This window comes from Sphingomonas sp. (assembly GCF_051962185.1).
Classification (GTDB): domain Bacteria; phylum Pseudomonadota; class Alphaproteobacteria; order Sphingomonadales; family Sphingomonadaceae; genus Sphingomonas.
In genome coordinates this window covers 1-12,947 of the sequence record NZ_JBQCCN010000119.1, presented here as the reverse complement: position 1 = coordinate 12,947, position 12,947 = coordinate 1, and the positions used below count along the sequence as shown (strand labels likewise).

Sequence of the window (12,947 nt, the reverse complement as noted above, 5' to 3'; positions counted from 1 at the left end):
GAAATCGGTGTCGAAGGACGATACCCAGCAGCTGGCGACGCTCGAGACCGACCTCAAGCGCGTGGTGTTCGGGCAGAACGATGCGATCGAGAAGCTCGCCTCGGCGATCAAGCTCAGCCGCGCCGGTCTGCGCGATCCCGACAAGCCGATCGGCAATTACCTGTTCACCGGCCCGACCGGCGTCGGCAAGACCGAGGTCGCGCGCCAGCTCGCCTCGATCATGGGCATCCCACTGCAGCGGTTCGACATGTCCGAATATATGGAGCGCCATTCGGTCAGCCGATTGATCGGCGCCCCCCCGGGCTATGTCGGCTACGACCAGGGTGGCCTGTTGACCGACGCGGTCGATCAGCAGCCGCATTCGGTGCTGCTGCTCGACGAGATCGAGAAGGCGCATCCGGACCTGTTCAACATCCTGTTGCAGGTGATGGACAACGGCAAGCTGACCGACCACCACGGCAAGACGGTCGATTTCAGGAACACCATCCTGATCATGACGACCAATGCCGGCGCGTCCGACATGGCGCGCGAGACGCTCGGCTTCGGCAATCTTAGCCGCGAGGGTGAGGACGAGCAGGCGGTCCAGAAGATGTTCACGCCGGAATTCCGCAACCGGCTCGATGCCATCGTGCCGTTCGGATACCTGCCGCCCGAGGTCGTCGCCCGCGTGGTCGAGAAGTTCATCCTGCAGCTCGAGCTGCAGCTCGCGGACCGCAACGTCCACATCAGCCTCGATGACGAGGCCAAGAAGTGGCTGACCGACAAGGGCTATGACAAGCTCTATGGTGCGCGCCCCATGGGCCGCCTGATCCAGGAGAAGGTCAAGCAGCCGCTCGCCGAGGAATTGTTGTTCGGCAAGCTCGTCCATGGCGGCGAAGTGGTGGTGAAACTGAAGGACGGCGCGCTGGCCTTCGAAATCACGCCCGCGGCACCGAAGAAGCCCGGCAAGAAGGGCGGCAAGGCCGCCAAGGCCGAAGCGAAGTAAGGTACCTATCCCCTCTCCCGCGTGCGGGAGAGGGCTTAAGAAGAGCCCCCCCTTTCCGTCTCCCCGTGACGCGCCGCCTCACCGGCCGTATGCGGAAGGCATGGCCCCACAACTCCAGACGATCCTCGGCTGGCTCGACATCGCGGGCCTGTCCGTGTTCGCCGCCTCCGGCGCGCTCGCCGCGGCGCGCAAGCGGCTCGATTTCGTCGGCGCGTGCTTCTTCGCGCTCGTCACCGCGACCGGCGGCGGGACCTTGCGCGACGTGCTGATCGGCGCACCGATCTTCTGGATGCACGATCCCGTTCCGGTCATCCTCTGCCTGATCGTGGCGGTCGCCGCTTGGGCGATCCCGCTCCGATGGTGGCCCGAGCGCGCGCTCGACTGGTTCGACGCCGCCGGCCTCGCCGCTTATGCGGTCTATGGCGCGGCCAAGGCGCTGCAGTTCGGCATCGCCCCGGTCTCGGCCGCCACGGCGGGAATCATCACGGCCTGTCTCGGCGGGGTGATCCGCGACACGATCGCCGGCGTGCCCTCGGTCATGATGCGGCACGAATTGTACGTCACCGCCGCACTGGCCGCGGCCGCTTCGTTCGTCGCGCTGATGGCGGCCGGCGTAGCGCAGCCCTGGTCGGCGGCATTGGGCGCGCTGCTAGGCTTCGGGCTGCGCGGCGCGGCGATCCGCTGGCATCTCAGCCTGCCGCCGCATCGAGGGCATTGATCGCGACCGACTCGCCGCGACCCTGCATCACTCGACGCAGGCGCAGCGCGGCTTCCACGCCGGGCGGAAGCTCGCCGGCGGGGTGCGATAGGTCAGCGTGATCTCCGTCGTCCTGATCACGGTCGTGGTGACCTTGGTCGTCTTCGACACGAGCCGCGCCGGCGGCGCCGGGATCGGCAGATAGGCGATGCGCGGCGGCGCGACGGGAACCGGAACCGGTCGGGGCGGCGGCGGCGGGGCGAAGCGGCGCATGCGATAATAGCGCCGGTCGGCCTCGCGCTCCTCGGCGATGCGGTGCCGCCACTGGTCGCGGCTCACCGCGCGAGCGACCTGCCAGTCCGCGCTCAGCCACGCGCCATCGCGGCAATCCTCGTCCCAGCCGCACATGTCGTCGATGCGGCCGCGTAGCCGCTTGATCAACCGGTCCATGCCCCAGCCGGTCGACAAATCGAGATCGGCGACGCTGACCACGGTGGTCTGCACGTCGTCGTCATAATAGTCCGACGCGGTGGCGGCCGGCACGATCAGCGCGGTGCCCAGGATAACGGCGGCAATCAGCGATCGGGTCATCACGCGCCCTCATCGGTTAACCATGTTCCGATCGCATAACGATCCGGTTGGTTCCCGGAGTCAAGCGCGCCGACAGGTCGGCGCCGTCCAATCGAGGGACGACATCGACCCGGCGCCCGTCCCGATTGTCGCGCTGCCGCGATTTGCCTCCGATTTACCAATAATTTGCGTAAGCCGATTAGGGCGGGCGTCATGCGTTCCGCCGGCCATTTCGCCTGGATCATCACGGCCGTGCTGTTGGCTGTCGCCTCTCTATGGTCGCCGCCGGCCGCGGCACGAAGCGCGATCATCGGGGAGCCGCTGGCCGCGTGCGTCGCGACCGTCCGCACCGGCGACAGCCCCGCCGTCATGTTCGCCTCCCCGGCGCGTTTCGATTGCACCCGACGCCAAACGTCCTACGGACAGGGCGACTTCTGGGTGATCTCCCAGCCGCTCGACCATGTTGCGGGAGTCGACGCTCGGTCGCGCGTGCGCATCGCCAGCCTATGGCAGGACGGGATCACGCTATATGCGCTCTATCCGGGCGGCGCCGTCCATGGCTGGCGGCTCGATGGCCGCGCGACCAACCGGCACATCCAATTGGGCGCGATCATCGAATGGCCGCTGCCGGCCGAATTGGGGTCGCCGATCCGATTGATGTGGCACGTTCAAGGATCGGCCAATCTGCGGGGCATCCTGCTCGCTCCGACCATCGCGACGCCGACCCAATCGAGCCAGGCCAACATGCTGATGACGGCGCTCTATGCCGGATTCGGCGGGCTGTGTCTGGCGTTGCTGATCTACAATCTCGCGATGTGGGGCGCGCTGCGCCATCCGTTCCAACTGGCCTATTGCGGAATGGTCGCGGCGCTGATGCTCTACGCCATCACCTCGTCGGGGGCGCTGGCCTGGATCTATCCGGCGATGGCCAACAACGACCGGCTGAAGCTCAACTACGTCCTGCTGTGCACGGCGGCGGCGGCTGCACTGACCTTTGCGCGTTATTTCTTCGCGCCCGCCGTCACCGCCGGCTGGGTCGGCAAGGCGGTCAACATGATCACCGCCGCCACGGTGCTTGCGACCGCGGCGCTCGTGCTCCTGGCCCCCTGGCATATCCACGCGCTCGATACCGCTTTCTCGCTGACGTTCGGCGCAATCGTCATCGTCGTCTTTCCGATCATCGCACGTGCGCGCGCCGAACGCAGCCCGCATGTCTGGCTGTTCGCGATCGCCTGGGCCGCGCCGATCCTGTTCGCGGCGCTGCGCCTGCTCGGTAATCTGACGCTGATTCCGTGGAGCTTCTGGCTCGATAATTCGACCATCCTGTCGATGGCGTTCGAGGCGATCATCTCGACCCTGGCGATCGCCTATCGCATCCGCTTGCTGTCGATCGAACGCGACGAGGCGATCGAGCGCGAGGTCATCACCGCCCGGCTCGCCGATACCGATCCCTTGACCGGCCTGCTCAACCGCCGCGCCTTCCTGCGCCAGGCGATCGGGCGTGAGGGTGCTCAGGCACTGATCCTGACCGATCTCGACCATTTCAAGCGGATCAACGAGACGCTCGGTCATGACGGCGGCGACGAGGTGTTGCGCGTCTTCGCCCGAACCCTCCGCCAGGCCGCGCCCGGCGCGCTGATCGCGCGAATGGGCGGCGAGGAATTCGCCGTGCTCGCCCCCGTCGAGCGGGCGGTGACCCCCGATGCCGTCCTCGCCAAGCTGCGCGCCGCGCGGATGCCGTTCGACCTCACCGTCACTGCCAGCATCGGCGCCTGCACCGGGCCGCTGACGACCGAACCCGACTGGAAGTCGATGTACCGCTGCGCCGATCGCGCGTTGTTCGACGCCAAGCAGGCAGGTCGCGACCGCGCGCGCTTCGCGCCGCCGCTAGCGGTACGCGCCGCATAGCGTCGATCGCGACAGTCGTTTCGATTCCGAAATTTGCGACGGATGGCGGCGGTGCACGCTTGCTGGCGCCGCATGAGGGGATTATGGAGAGCGCCGGAGGCGCGGGTGTATGCGTAAGCGCAGAATGATCGTTGCGATGGCGGCATTGCTCGCGCTCGTGGCGCTCGTGCGCCATCCGACCGCCGATATCGAGATTCTGACGCATCGCGTCGGCGACCCCGCCCCGCATCGTATCCAGGCCGCGGTCGATCTCGGCGTGGTCGCGGTCAAGTTCCTGCTGACCTGGACCGGCGGCCAGGCGGTCGATCGCTAAGCTGCGTCTTGCCGTCCTCCCGGCGGCGCGCTTACACCCTTGTCAATGACACGAGACGCGGAGAGCATCTGGCGCGGCAGCGCCTATCGTCACCCGACGCCCTGGGCGACCGATTTTCCGCCGCTGTCGCTGGTCGATATGTTCGAGAACAGCGCGCGCGCCCATCCCGACCGCGCTTTGCTCGACTTTCTCGGCCGCCGCTATTCCTATGCCGAAGTGATGGACGGCGCGACGCGGGTCGCCGCTGGCCTCGCGCGGATGGGCTACGGTCCTGGCGACCGCATCGGCCTGTTCCTGCCCAACGTGCCGCATTACCTCGCCGCCTATTTCGGCATTCTCAAGCTCGGCGCGACCGTGGTCAATTTCTCGCCGCTCTACACGGCGGCCGAACTGGCGCATCAGGTCGAGGATTCGGGCACCAGATTGCTCTTCACCATTTCAGCCAGCGCGATGCTGCCGACCGCGCTCGAGGTGCTCGACACCAGCGGCCTGGAGCGCCTGATCGTCGGATCGGTAGCGGGCGCGCTGCCCGCGACCAAGTCGCTTTTCTATAGCCTGTTCCGCGGCAAGGAGGTGGCCAAACGCCCCGACGACGCGCGTATCTCGGCCTTTTCCGCGCTGATCGCCAATGACGGCCGGCACGATTTCCCGGCGATCGACCCGGCGACGCATCTCGCGCTGATCCAATATACCGGCGGCACGACCGGCACTCCGAAAGGCGCGATGCTGACGCATCAGAATTTGTCGGCCAATGCCCGCCAGGTGCAAGGCATGGACCCACACCCCGGCGACGAGGATCGCATCATCGGCGTGCTGCCGCTGTTCCATGTCTTCGCCAATACCTGCGTGATGAACCGGACGATCGTGAACGGAGGCACGATCGTGATGCTGCCGCGCTATGACGGCGCGCAGGTGCTCGCGGCGATCGAGCGGACCAAGGCGACCGCGCTGCCCGGCGTGCCCACGATGTACCAGGCGCTGCTCGACCACCCCAAGCTCGCCTCCGCCGACCTCTCCAGCCTCAAATATTGTATTTCGGGCGGGGCGCCGTTGCCCGCCGAGGTCAAGGCCAGGTTCGAAGCGGCGACCGGCGCGCGAGTGATCGAGGGCTATGGCCTGTCGGAGAGTTCGGGCGTGGTCTCGTGCAACCCGTATGAGGCCGAGGGCAAGCTCGGCACGATCGGCCAGCCGATCGCGGCGACCGAAATCCGGCTGGCCGACAAGGAGGATTCGTCGCGCCCCGCGCCGGACGGCGAGCCCGGCGAGATCCTGGTCCGCGGACCGCAGATCATGAAGGGCTATTGGAACCGGCCCGACGCCGATGCCGATGTATTCGTGCCCGATGCCGGCGGCGCCTGGCTGCGCACCGGCGATGTCGGCACGATCGACGCGGACGGATTCATCCATGTCGTGGATCGCCTTAAGGACATGATCGCGGTCAGCGGGTTCAAGGTGTTCCCGAGCCAGGTCGAGGCTTTGCTCTATCGCCACCCGGCGGTGAAGGAAGCGCTGGTGATCGGCGTGCCCGACACCTATCGCGGCGAGCAACCGCGTGCTTACGTCACGCTCAACGACGGCGCGACCGCGACGGGCGACGAGATCAAGGCGTGGCTCAACCCGCAGCTCGGCCATCACGAGCGCGTCGACCAGGTGGTGGTGCGCCTCGCCCTGCCCAAGACCTTGGTCGGCAAGCTCAGTCGCAAGGAATTGGTCGCGGAAGTGCGCGGCGAAACGACGGCCGGCTGAGGGCCGCGGGCGCCGGCTATTGGCGTCGACTCTTGCGCGCCGATTGTTTGCCGCCATTTCCAGGCCGCGTGGCGATGCCCCCGGATGCCGCATCGCTACCGTTCGGCGGGTCGCTAAAGATCGAGATCGCCGGCCGCCCGACCATCGGCGTAGCGGTTTTCGGCATCCGCGCCTCGAGCGGGGCGAGCCATTTGGCGACGCGGCTGCCGATCGATACTTGCGGCTGCGACGGCGTGATGCTGCCCATCCCCTCCCATTGCGTGATCAGCGCGCGGGCCTGTTCGCCGGCCTTGGCCAGCGGCACCGGCTGGCGCAGCGCATGGTTGATCATCGCGTCGCCGAAGAAGGTCCAGTCCTTGTCCGCCGCGCAGCCGAACGACGTGCGGTCGGCAGACGCCGCGGTGAACAAGACGGTGGTGTCGCTCGCCATCGCCGGCACGAACACGCCCGAATAACAGGCGGACAGGATCAGCAGGCGGTTCCTGATGCCGAGCTCATCGAACATCCGCGCCATCCGCGCCGGCGAGACCACGCCGAAGCCGTCGTCGCCGTCATGATAGGCGAGCCCGAACGGTGCGCCGTGCCCGGCGGTGTAGAGCACCACCACATCCTCGTTGCGGTCCATCAGCTCGGCGATCCGGGCGAGCGCCAGCGCCAGCGCGCGCGGGCTGCCGTTGGGCAACTCGCTCGGTCCCGATCCGTCGGTTCCGGCCAGCACGATCGTATGCCCGGCCGCGCCGTAGCGCCGCGACAGCACCTTGCCGGCCTCGCGCGCCTCACGGCCGAAGATCGGATCGCTGTCGAGCCCGACCACGACGACATAAGCGTCGACCACGCCCTTGCGCTGGGGCTGCAGCGCGGCGAGCGCGCGGTCGAGCCGGCGCTGGTCGGCGAGCATCCAGACCGGCGAGCGATCGCGTTCGAGTTCGGGTCCGAGCGCAAGCGATGCTTCGGTCTGCGCTTCGTCTTCCCCGGTGCCGAGGCCCGGCCAGCCGGAAGTATGTTGGGGGGCGGCATAAGGCGTGGTCGCCTGCCCGGTCGCCGAACCCGCGAGCGAAAGGCTGGCAGCGGCGATGGCCGCCAGCGCGACGACACGACGAACCAACTGGTGACGCATGGGACCCGGCCCCTGTTATCGTGCGTCGAACGTGGCGCGGCGGGACGCGAAGTCAAGCGATCGGGATCAGTCCCGGCGATATTGCTCGTCGCTGACCTTTTCCATCCAGTCGACCGCTTTGCCATCGAGCCGCTCCTGGATCGCGATATGCGTCATCGCATTGGTCGGCGTCGCGCCGTGCCAATGCTTCTCGCCCGGCTCGAACCAGATCACGTCGCCGGGCCGGATCTCCTCGACCGGGCCGCCTTCGCGCTGGACCCAGCCGAGGCCGGCGGTGACGATCAGCGTCTGGCCGAGCGGATGGGTGTGCCACGCGGTCCGGGCGCCGGGTTCGAAGGTGACGCTGGCGCCGGCGACACGTGCCGGATCGGGCGCGGTGATCAGCGGATCGATACGGACCGTGCCGGTGAACCAATCCTCCGGCCCTTTGCCGGAAGGTTGGGAGCCGCTGCGCTTGATGTCCATGAAACCGTCCTTTCGATCGGGTCGCAACGCACGTCGCGGCCGCGATATCCGGTCAGCGCCCGACCAACGCCTGGTCGCGCATCCCGCGCCAGACCTTCAGCGCTTGCACCGTCTCGGGAACGTCATGGACGCGGAGCAACTGGACGCCAGCTTCCGCGCCCTTGAGCGCCAGCGCGATCGAGCCGCCGAGCCGCTGATCGGCGGGCGCCTCGTTCGACAGCGCACCGATCATCCGCTTACGGCTGGCACCGAGCAGGACCGGGCAGCCGAGGCCGTGGAACATGGCGAGGCCGTTCAACAGCGAGAGATTGTCCTGGAGCGACTTGCCGAAGCCGATGCCGGGATCGACGATGATCCTGGCGCGGTCGACCCCGCCCGCGACCGCCGCAGCGATCCGCGCGTCGAGCCAGTCGTAGACCTCGGTCAGCACGTCGCCATAGCCGCTGCCGCCATGCGGTCCCTTGGCCGGGTCGGGCGAGTGCATCAGCACGACCGGGCAGCCGGCTTTCGCCACCACTTCGAGCGCGCGGTCGTCCCACAGCAAGGCGGCGACGTCGTTGACGATCGCGGCGCCGGCGGCGAGCCCTGCCTCCATCACCATCGCCTTGCGCGTGTCGACCGATACCAGAGTGCCGGCGCGGGCGAGACCGCGGATCACGGGCTCGACGCGCTTCTTCTCGTCCTCTTCCCAGACGAGTTCGGCACCGGGCCGCGTCGATTCACCGCCGACGTCGATCAGCGCCGCGCCGGCCGAGGCCATCGCCACGCCGGCGGCGACGGGATCGTCGGACGGCCCCTTGTCGGAGAAGCTGTCCGGGGTGACGTTGAGGATGCCGGCGACCAGCGGCTGGTCGAAGCGCAAGGTGCGCTCGCCGAGCGTCAACGGCGCGCGGGGCGCGGTGATGATGGTGTGCAGTTCGGCGGCGCGTTCGTCATTGGCGCAGAGCGTCCGGGCGAATTCGGCGATCGGCACGGTCCGCCGGGCGCCGCCCTCGATCACCTCATAGGCCGCGAACCATTGCATCCCGCCCGCCAGCCGCGCGACCTCGCCGTCGCGGCCGATCGGGGTGTCGGCGAACTGGACAGGGCGGAGGTGGAGTTTTGCCATCGGGTCACTTTCGTCATGCCGGGCTTGTCCCGGCATCCACCGTGCAGCAAAGCGCCGCGGCTTCAGGGTGTGCGGCACAGTGGACCCCGGGACAAGCCCGGGGGTGACGCGTTCCTTGGGACGTACCGCTAGGGCTGCGTCGCGAGCAGGTAATTCTGGCGCAGCGCATCGATCGGCTTGAGCCCATCGACCGCCTCGAAATGCCAGAAGGTCCAGCCGTTGCATGCCGGCGCCTTTTGCAAGGTCGCGCCAAGCTTGTGGATCGATCCCGCCTGGCCGCACTCGCTCTTGAGCGAGCCGTCGGCGCCGACCGTCGCCTTCCAGCGGCGCTTGGTGTCGGTCAGCACCGTACCGGGTGCCAGCATGCCGTTCTCGACCAGCGAGCCGAACGCGACGCGCGGTGCCGCCTTTGGGCTCTGCATCGTGGTCAGCGCCGATTCGTCGAGCGGCAACGCCGCGGCGATGCGTTCCTCGGCCGCCTCGATATAGACCGGCTCTCGCTCGATCCCGATCCAATGCCGGCCGAGCCGCTTGGCGACCGCACCGGTGGTGCCGGTACCGAAGAACGGGTCAAGGACGACATCGCCGGGCTTCGAGCAGGCGAGCAGGATGCGGTAGAGCAGCGCCTCGGGCTTCTGGGTCGGATGGACCTTGACCCCGCCCTTCTTCAATCGCTCCTGCCCGCCGCAGATCGGGAATTCCCAGTCCGAGCGCATCTGGAGCTCGTCGTTGAGCGTCTTCATGCTGCGGTAGTTGAAGGTGTATTTGGCGCCCTCGCCGCTCGACGCCCAGATCAATGTCTCATGGGCATTGGTGAAGCGCGTGCCCTTGAAATTGGGCATCGGGTTGGCCTTGCGCCAGATGATGTCGTTGAGGATCCAATAGCCCAGATCCTGGATCGCGGCGCCGACCTTGAAGATGTTGTGATAGCTGCCGATCACCCAGATCGAACCGTTATCCTTGAGGACGCGCTTCGCCTCGCCCAGCCATTCGCGGGTGAAGCGGTCATAGGCGCTGAGGCTGTCGAACTTGTCCCAATCGTCGGTGACCGCATCGACATGGCTGCCGTCCGGCCGCGACAGGTCGCCGCCGAGCTGGAGATTGTAGGGCGGATCGGCGAAGATCAGGTCGACCGACTTGGCCGGCAGCGCGCGCATCGTCTCGATGCAATCGCCCATGACGATGCGGTCGAGCGGCAATTCGCCCGGCACCAGCACCGACGGAGCGATCCGCGCACTGACCTTCTCGATGACCCCCATCGTTAACCACTCCCCCGCAATGTCGCGCCCCAAATTCAGGGCCGGCGGACTCCGGTCAAGCGAAGTTTAGTTAACGAGTTTGATTGCCAAATGGTTAAGGACGCGGAACATTTTACGACCCGCACGAGATGTTGAGTCTCAAGTTATCCACAGCCCCAAGCCATGGGGTGTGGCAAAAAAGACTCTTAAAGCGGGAGAACCGCTTGCGCGACCGGCGCGAAGCTCCGCCGGTGCAGCGGACATGGCCCATGCTCGCGCAACGCGCGCAGAGGTTCGGGCGCGCTATAGCCCTTGTTCGACTGCCAACCGTACTGCGGGTAGCGTTCGGCATGGGCGATCATGATCGTGTCGCGAGTGTGCTTGGCGACGATCGACGCGGCGGCGATCGACATGCTGATCCCATCGCCACCGACGATCGCGGTCGCCTGCCAGGTCCAGCGCGGCAGGCGGTTGCCGTCGACCAGGACGTGCCCTGGCGGACAGCCCAACGCCTCGACCGCGAGCGTCATCGCCTTCATCGTCGCCCAATAGATGTTGAGGCTGTCGATCTCGTCGGCCTCGCAAATGCCGATGCCGACCATCGCGCAATCCATCAGTCGGCCGTGCAGCCGCGCGCGCTCGGCGGCAGTCAGCTTCTTCGAATCGTCGAGCCCGCGCGGAATTCCCTTGGCCGGCAGAATGACCGCCGCCGCCACTACCGGCCCGGCGAGCGGCCCGCGGCCGGCTTCGTCGACGCCGGCGACCGGGGCGAGACAGAGCTTTTCATGTTTTAAGCCGGGCATTCTAGCCCTCTATCTCGTCGAACGGGTTTACGCCAAGTGCGTGCCCCAACGGCCCGTGGCCGCCGCCCAGCCCGGGCGCGGAGAGGATGGCGATGCGGACGAAACGGATCGCGCGTTCGACGGCATCCTCGACCGTCATGCCGTCTCCCAGCCCGGTCGCGATCGCGCTGGCGAGCGTGCAGCCGGTACCGTGCGTATCGTTCGTGTCGAACCTTTTGCCTTCCCAATGGCGGAGGCGACCGCTGGGCGAATAGAGTTCGTCGACGATCCAATGTCCTTCGGCATGTCCGCCCTTGGCCATGAGGTGCGTGCCGTGGGCGAGCACGGCATCCTTGCCGCCAAGTGCCTCGAGTTCGGGCAGATTGGGTGTCGTGACCGATGCCGATCCCATTAGCCGCTCGAACGCCGCGATCGTTTCCGCATCGGCCAGCGTGTCGCCGCTCGTTGCCACCATCACCGGATCGAACACGATCGGCACGTCGAGCGACTCCAGCACGTCGGCCACAGCCTGCGCCGTCGCGGCCGAACCGATCATCCCGATCTTGACCGCATCGACCCCGATATCGGTCACCACGGAATTGATCTGCGCAATGACCGTGTCGGTCGGCACCGCCAACACCGCCTGGACGCCGAGCGTATTCTGCGCGGTGATCGCGGTGATCGCGGTCATCGCGTGGCCGCCGAGCATCGTCACCGTCTTGATGTCGGCCTGGATCCCCGCGCCGCCGCCCGAATCGGACCCGGCTATGATGAGGATGCGGGGAGTCATTCGTAACGTTCCAACAGATCGCACCTTAGTTCGCGCGAGAGCCCAATCTCGCTCTCCCCTCCGGGGAGAGGGGCAGTGCCGCAAGCGCATCGCCTGTGACTGCCCCTCTCTCCAGCCCTCGCCCCGATGGGGAGAGGGAGAATAGCTTACCCCCGCTTCCTCGCCTGCGGATAGCTGCCCAGCACGCGCATCCATTTCGAGTGGAAGCCCAGTTCCTCGAGCGCGCGGTCGAAATTCTCGTCGCCCGGCCGGCCCTCGACGTCGGCGTAGAAATCGGTCGCCGCGAAGCTGCCGCCGCGCTGATAGCTTTCGAGCTTGGTCATGTTGACGCCGTTGGTCGCGAAGCCGCCCATCGCCTTGTAGAGCGCGGCGGGAATGTTCTTCACCTCGAAGATGATGGTGGTCATGAACGGCCCCTCACCGGTCAGCGGCCGGCTGCCCCGCGCCAGGATCACGAAGCGCGTGGTGTTGTGCTCGGCGTCGGCGATGTCGCTCGCCAGGGTTTCCAGGCCATAGATCTTGGCGGCTGGTGGCGGCGCGAGCGCGGCGACCTTGGGGTCGTTCATCTCGGCGATCAGCGCCGCGGCACCCGCGGTGTCGGGATAGGCGATCGGATTGATGCCGTGCGCCTTCAGCCAATGCCGGCACTGGCCGAGCGCCTGGGGATGGCTCATCGCTTCCTTGACGCCGTCGAGCGGGCCGAGACCCATCAGCGCGTAGCGGATCGGCAGGAAATGCTCGCCGGTGATGACCAAGCCCGATTCGGGCAGCAGGAAGTGCATGTCGGCGACGCGGCCGTGGAGCGAATTTTCGATCGGGATGACCGCGCAATCGGCGCGCCCTTCCTTCACCGCGTCGATCGCGTCTTCGAAGCTGAAGCACGGCAAAGGCAAGCCGTTGGGAAAGGTTTCCTCGACCGCGACATGACTGTTGGCACCCGGCGCGCCCTGAAACGCGACCGCGCGCTCGGGCTCGCGGGCAGCGGCGTCGGTCATCGCGGCGACGATGGGCCGGGCGGGGGCGGCGAAGTTCTCCATGGGCGGCGGGGATTAGAGGTGTGCCTCCGCAGTAGCAACCCGAGCTTTGTTTGACGCGCTCTCGCGCGTGGACGGTGCCGGCCCCCCCCCCCCACCCCCCCCCCCAAACAAGAAAAACTTTGGGGGGGGGGGGGGGGGGCGGGGCCGGCCCGCCCGCGCCCCGGTGGGGCCCCAACAAAACACCCCCAAGA

The 12,947-nt window shown here is 67.3% G+C and carries 13 protein-coding genes; 5 read left to right on the top strand and 8 right to left on the bottom strand.

From position 1 onward, the window contains the following. A partial coding sequence (locus tag ACTHJR_RS06795; protein ID WP_440522370.1) for an AAA family ATPase occupies positions 1 to 985 on the top strand: 985 nt, incomplete at its 5' end. Between the two features lie 100 nt (positions 986 to 1,085). Beyond that, complete coding sequence (locus ACTHJR_RS06790) at positions 1,086 to 1,703, top strand: trimeric intracellular cation channel family protein (protein WP_440522369.1); 618 nt, start codon at positions 1,086 to 1,088, stop codon at positions 1,701 to 1,703. A gap of 27 nt (positions 1,704 to 1,730) precedes the next feature. On the opposite strand, the gene ACTHJR_RS06785 is transcribed toward ACTHJR_RS06790, so the two are convergent. Beyond that, positions 1,731 to 2,273 carry a UrcA family protein gene (locus ACTHJR_RS06785; protein ID WP_440522368.1) on the bottom strand — a complete coding sequence of 181 codons (543 nt, stop codon included), beginning with the start codon at positions 2,271 to 2,273 and terminating at the stop codon, positions 1,731 to 1,733. A gap of 192 nt (positions 2,274 to 2,465) precedes the next feature. Between ACTHJR_RS06785 and ACTHJR_RS06780 the strand changes: the two genes are divergently transcribed. The 3 genes from ACTHJR_RS06780 (at position 2,466) to ACTHJR_RS06770 (ending at position 6,219) form a co-directional block, all read left to right on the top strand. Continuing rightward, a complete protein-coding gene (locus ACTHJR_RS06780; protein WP_440522367.1) occupies positions 2,466 to 4,160 on the top strand; it encodes a sensor domain-containing diguanylate cyclase in 1,695 nt (564 codons plus the stop codon). Between the two features lie 109 nt (positions 4,161 to 4,269). Continuing rightward, the gene (locus ACTHJR_RS06775; RefSeq protein WP_440522366.1) at positions 4,270 to 4,473 is read left to right on the top strand and encodes a hypothetical protein; all 204 of its coding nucleotides are present in this window, start codon (positions 4,270 to 4,272) and stop codon (positions 4,471 to 4,473) included. A gap of 45 nt (positions 4,474 to 4,518) precedes the next feature. Next, positions 4,519 to 6,219, top strand: coding sequence for a long-chain-fatty-acid--CoA ligase (locus tag ACTHJR_RS06770; protein ID WP_440522365.1), 1,701 nt, complete (start codon positions 4,519 to 4,521; stop codon positions 6,217 to 6,219). A gap of 16 nt (positions 6,220 to 6,235) precedes the next feature. Here ACTHJR_RS06770 and ACTHJR_RS06765 read toward each other — a convergent pair whose 3' ends face one another. From ACTHJR_RS06765 to ACTHJR_RS06735, 7 genes are all read right to left on the bottom strand, one after another. Next, positions 6,236 to 7,336, bottom strand: a complete 1,101-nt coding sequence (locus ACTHJR_RS06765) for a C13 family peptidase (RefSeq protein ID WP_440522364.1) — start codon at positions 7,334 to 7,336, stop codon at positions 6,236 to 6,238. A 66-nt stretch (positions 7,337 to 7,402) separates the two neighbouring features. Next, entirely contained in the window at positions 7,403 to 7,801 is a 399-nt protein-coding gene (locus ACTHJR_RS06760) for a (R)-mandelonitrile lyase (RefSeq protein WP_440522363.1), read from the bottom strand. Between the two features lie 52 nt (positions 7,802 to 7,853). Next, positions 7,854 to 8,909 carry a dihydropteroate synthase gene (folP, locus tag ACTHJR_RS06755; RefSeq protein ID WP_440522362.1) on the bottom strand — a complete coding sequence of 352 codons (1,056 nt, stop codon included), beginning with the start codon at positions 8,907 to 8,909 and terminating at the stop codon, positions 7,854 to 7,856. A gap of 128 nt (positions 8,910 to 9,037) precedes the next feature. Further along, complete coding sequence (locus ACTHJR_RS06750; RefSeq protein ID WP_440522361.1) at positions 9,038 to 10,168, bottom strand: site-specific DNA-methyltransferase; 1,131 nt, start codon at positions 10,166 to 10,168, stop codon at positions 9,038 to 9,040. 185 nt (positions 10,169 to 10,353) lie between these two features. Next, the gene (locus tag ACTHJR_RS06745) at positions 10,354 to 10,950 is read right to left on the bottom strand and encodes a ribonuclease HII (protein ID WP_440522360.1); all 597 of its coding nucleotides are present in this window, start codon (positions 10,948 to 10,950) and stop codon (positions 10,354 to 10,356) included. 1 nt (position 10,951) lies between these two features. Beyond that, positions 10,952 to 11,719 (bottom strand): bifunctional hydroxymethylpyrimidine kinase/phosphomethylpyrimidine kinase, encoded by a 768-nt coding sequence (gene thiD / locus ACTHJR_RS06740; RefSeq protein ID WP_440522359.1) that lies wholly within the window; start codon positions 11,717 to 11,719, stop codon positions 10,952 to 10,954. Positions 11,720 to 11,865: 146 nt separating this feature from the next. After that, positions 11,866 to 12,756: a prephenate dehydratase gene (locus ACTHJR_RS06735; RefSeq protein ID WP_440522358.1), complete on the bottom strand. Its 891-nt coding sequence runs from the start codon at positions 12,754 to 12,756 to the stop codon at positions 11,866 to 11,868. Positions 12,757 to 12,947 lie beyond the last annotated feature (191 nt).

Coding starts and splice junctions, on each gene's coding strand:
- ACTHJR_RS06750 (WP_440522361.1), bottom strand. CDS start 10,168: ATGGGGGTCATCGAGAAGGTCAGTGCGCGGATCGCTCCGTCGGTGCTG.
- ACTHJR_RS06775 (WP_440522366.1), top strand. CDS start 4,270: ATGCGTAAGCGCAGAATGATCGTTGCGATGGCGGCATTGCTCGCGCTC.
- ACTHJR_RS06770 (WP_440522365.1), top strand. CDS start 4,519: ATGACACGAGACGCGGAGAGCATCTGGCGCGGCAGCGCCTATCGTCAC.
- ACTHJR_RS06780 (WP_440522367.1), top strand. CDS start 2,466: ATGCGTTCCGCCGGCCATTTCGCCTGGATCATCACGGCCGTGCTGTTG.
- ACTHJR_RS06760 (WP_440522363.1), bottom strand. CDS start 7,801: ATGGACATCAAGCGCAGCGGCTCCCAACCTTCCGGCAAAGGGCCGGAG.
- thiD (WP_440522359.1), bottom strand. CDS start 11,719: ATGACTCCCCGCATCCTCATCATAGCCGGGTCCGATTCGGGCGGCGGC.
- ACTHJR_RS06790 (WP_440522369.1), top strand. CDS start 1,086: ATGGCCCCACAACTCCAGACGATCCTCGGCTGGCTCGACATCGCGGGC.
- ACTHJR_RS06735 (WP_440522358.1), bottom strand. CDS start 12,756: ATGGAGAACTTCGCCGCCCCCGCCCGGCCCATCGTCGCCGCGATGACC.
- ACTHJR_RS06745 (WP_440522360.1), bottom strand. CDS start 10,950: ATGCCCGGCTTAAAACATGAAAAGCTCTGTCTCGCCCCGGTCGCCGGC.
- folP (WP_440522362.1), bottom strand. CDS start 8,909: ATGGCAAAACTCCACCTCCGCCCTGTCCAGTTCGCCGACACCCCGATC.
- ACTHJR_RS06765 (WP_440522364.1), bottom strand. CDS start 7,336: ATGCGTCACCAGTTGGTTCGTCGTGTCGTCGCGCTGGCGGCCATCGCC.
- ACTHJR_RS06785 (WP_440522368.1), bottom strand. CDS start 2,273: ATGACCCGATCGCTGATTGCCGCCGTTATCCTGGGCACCGCGCTGATC.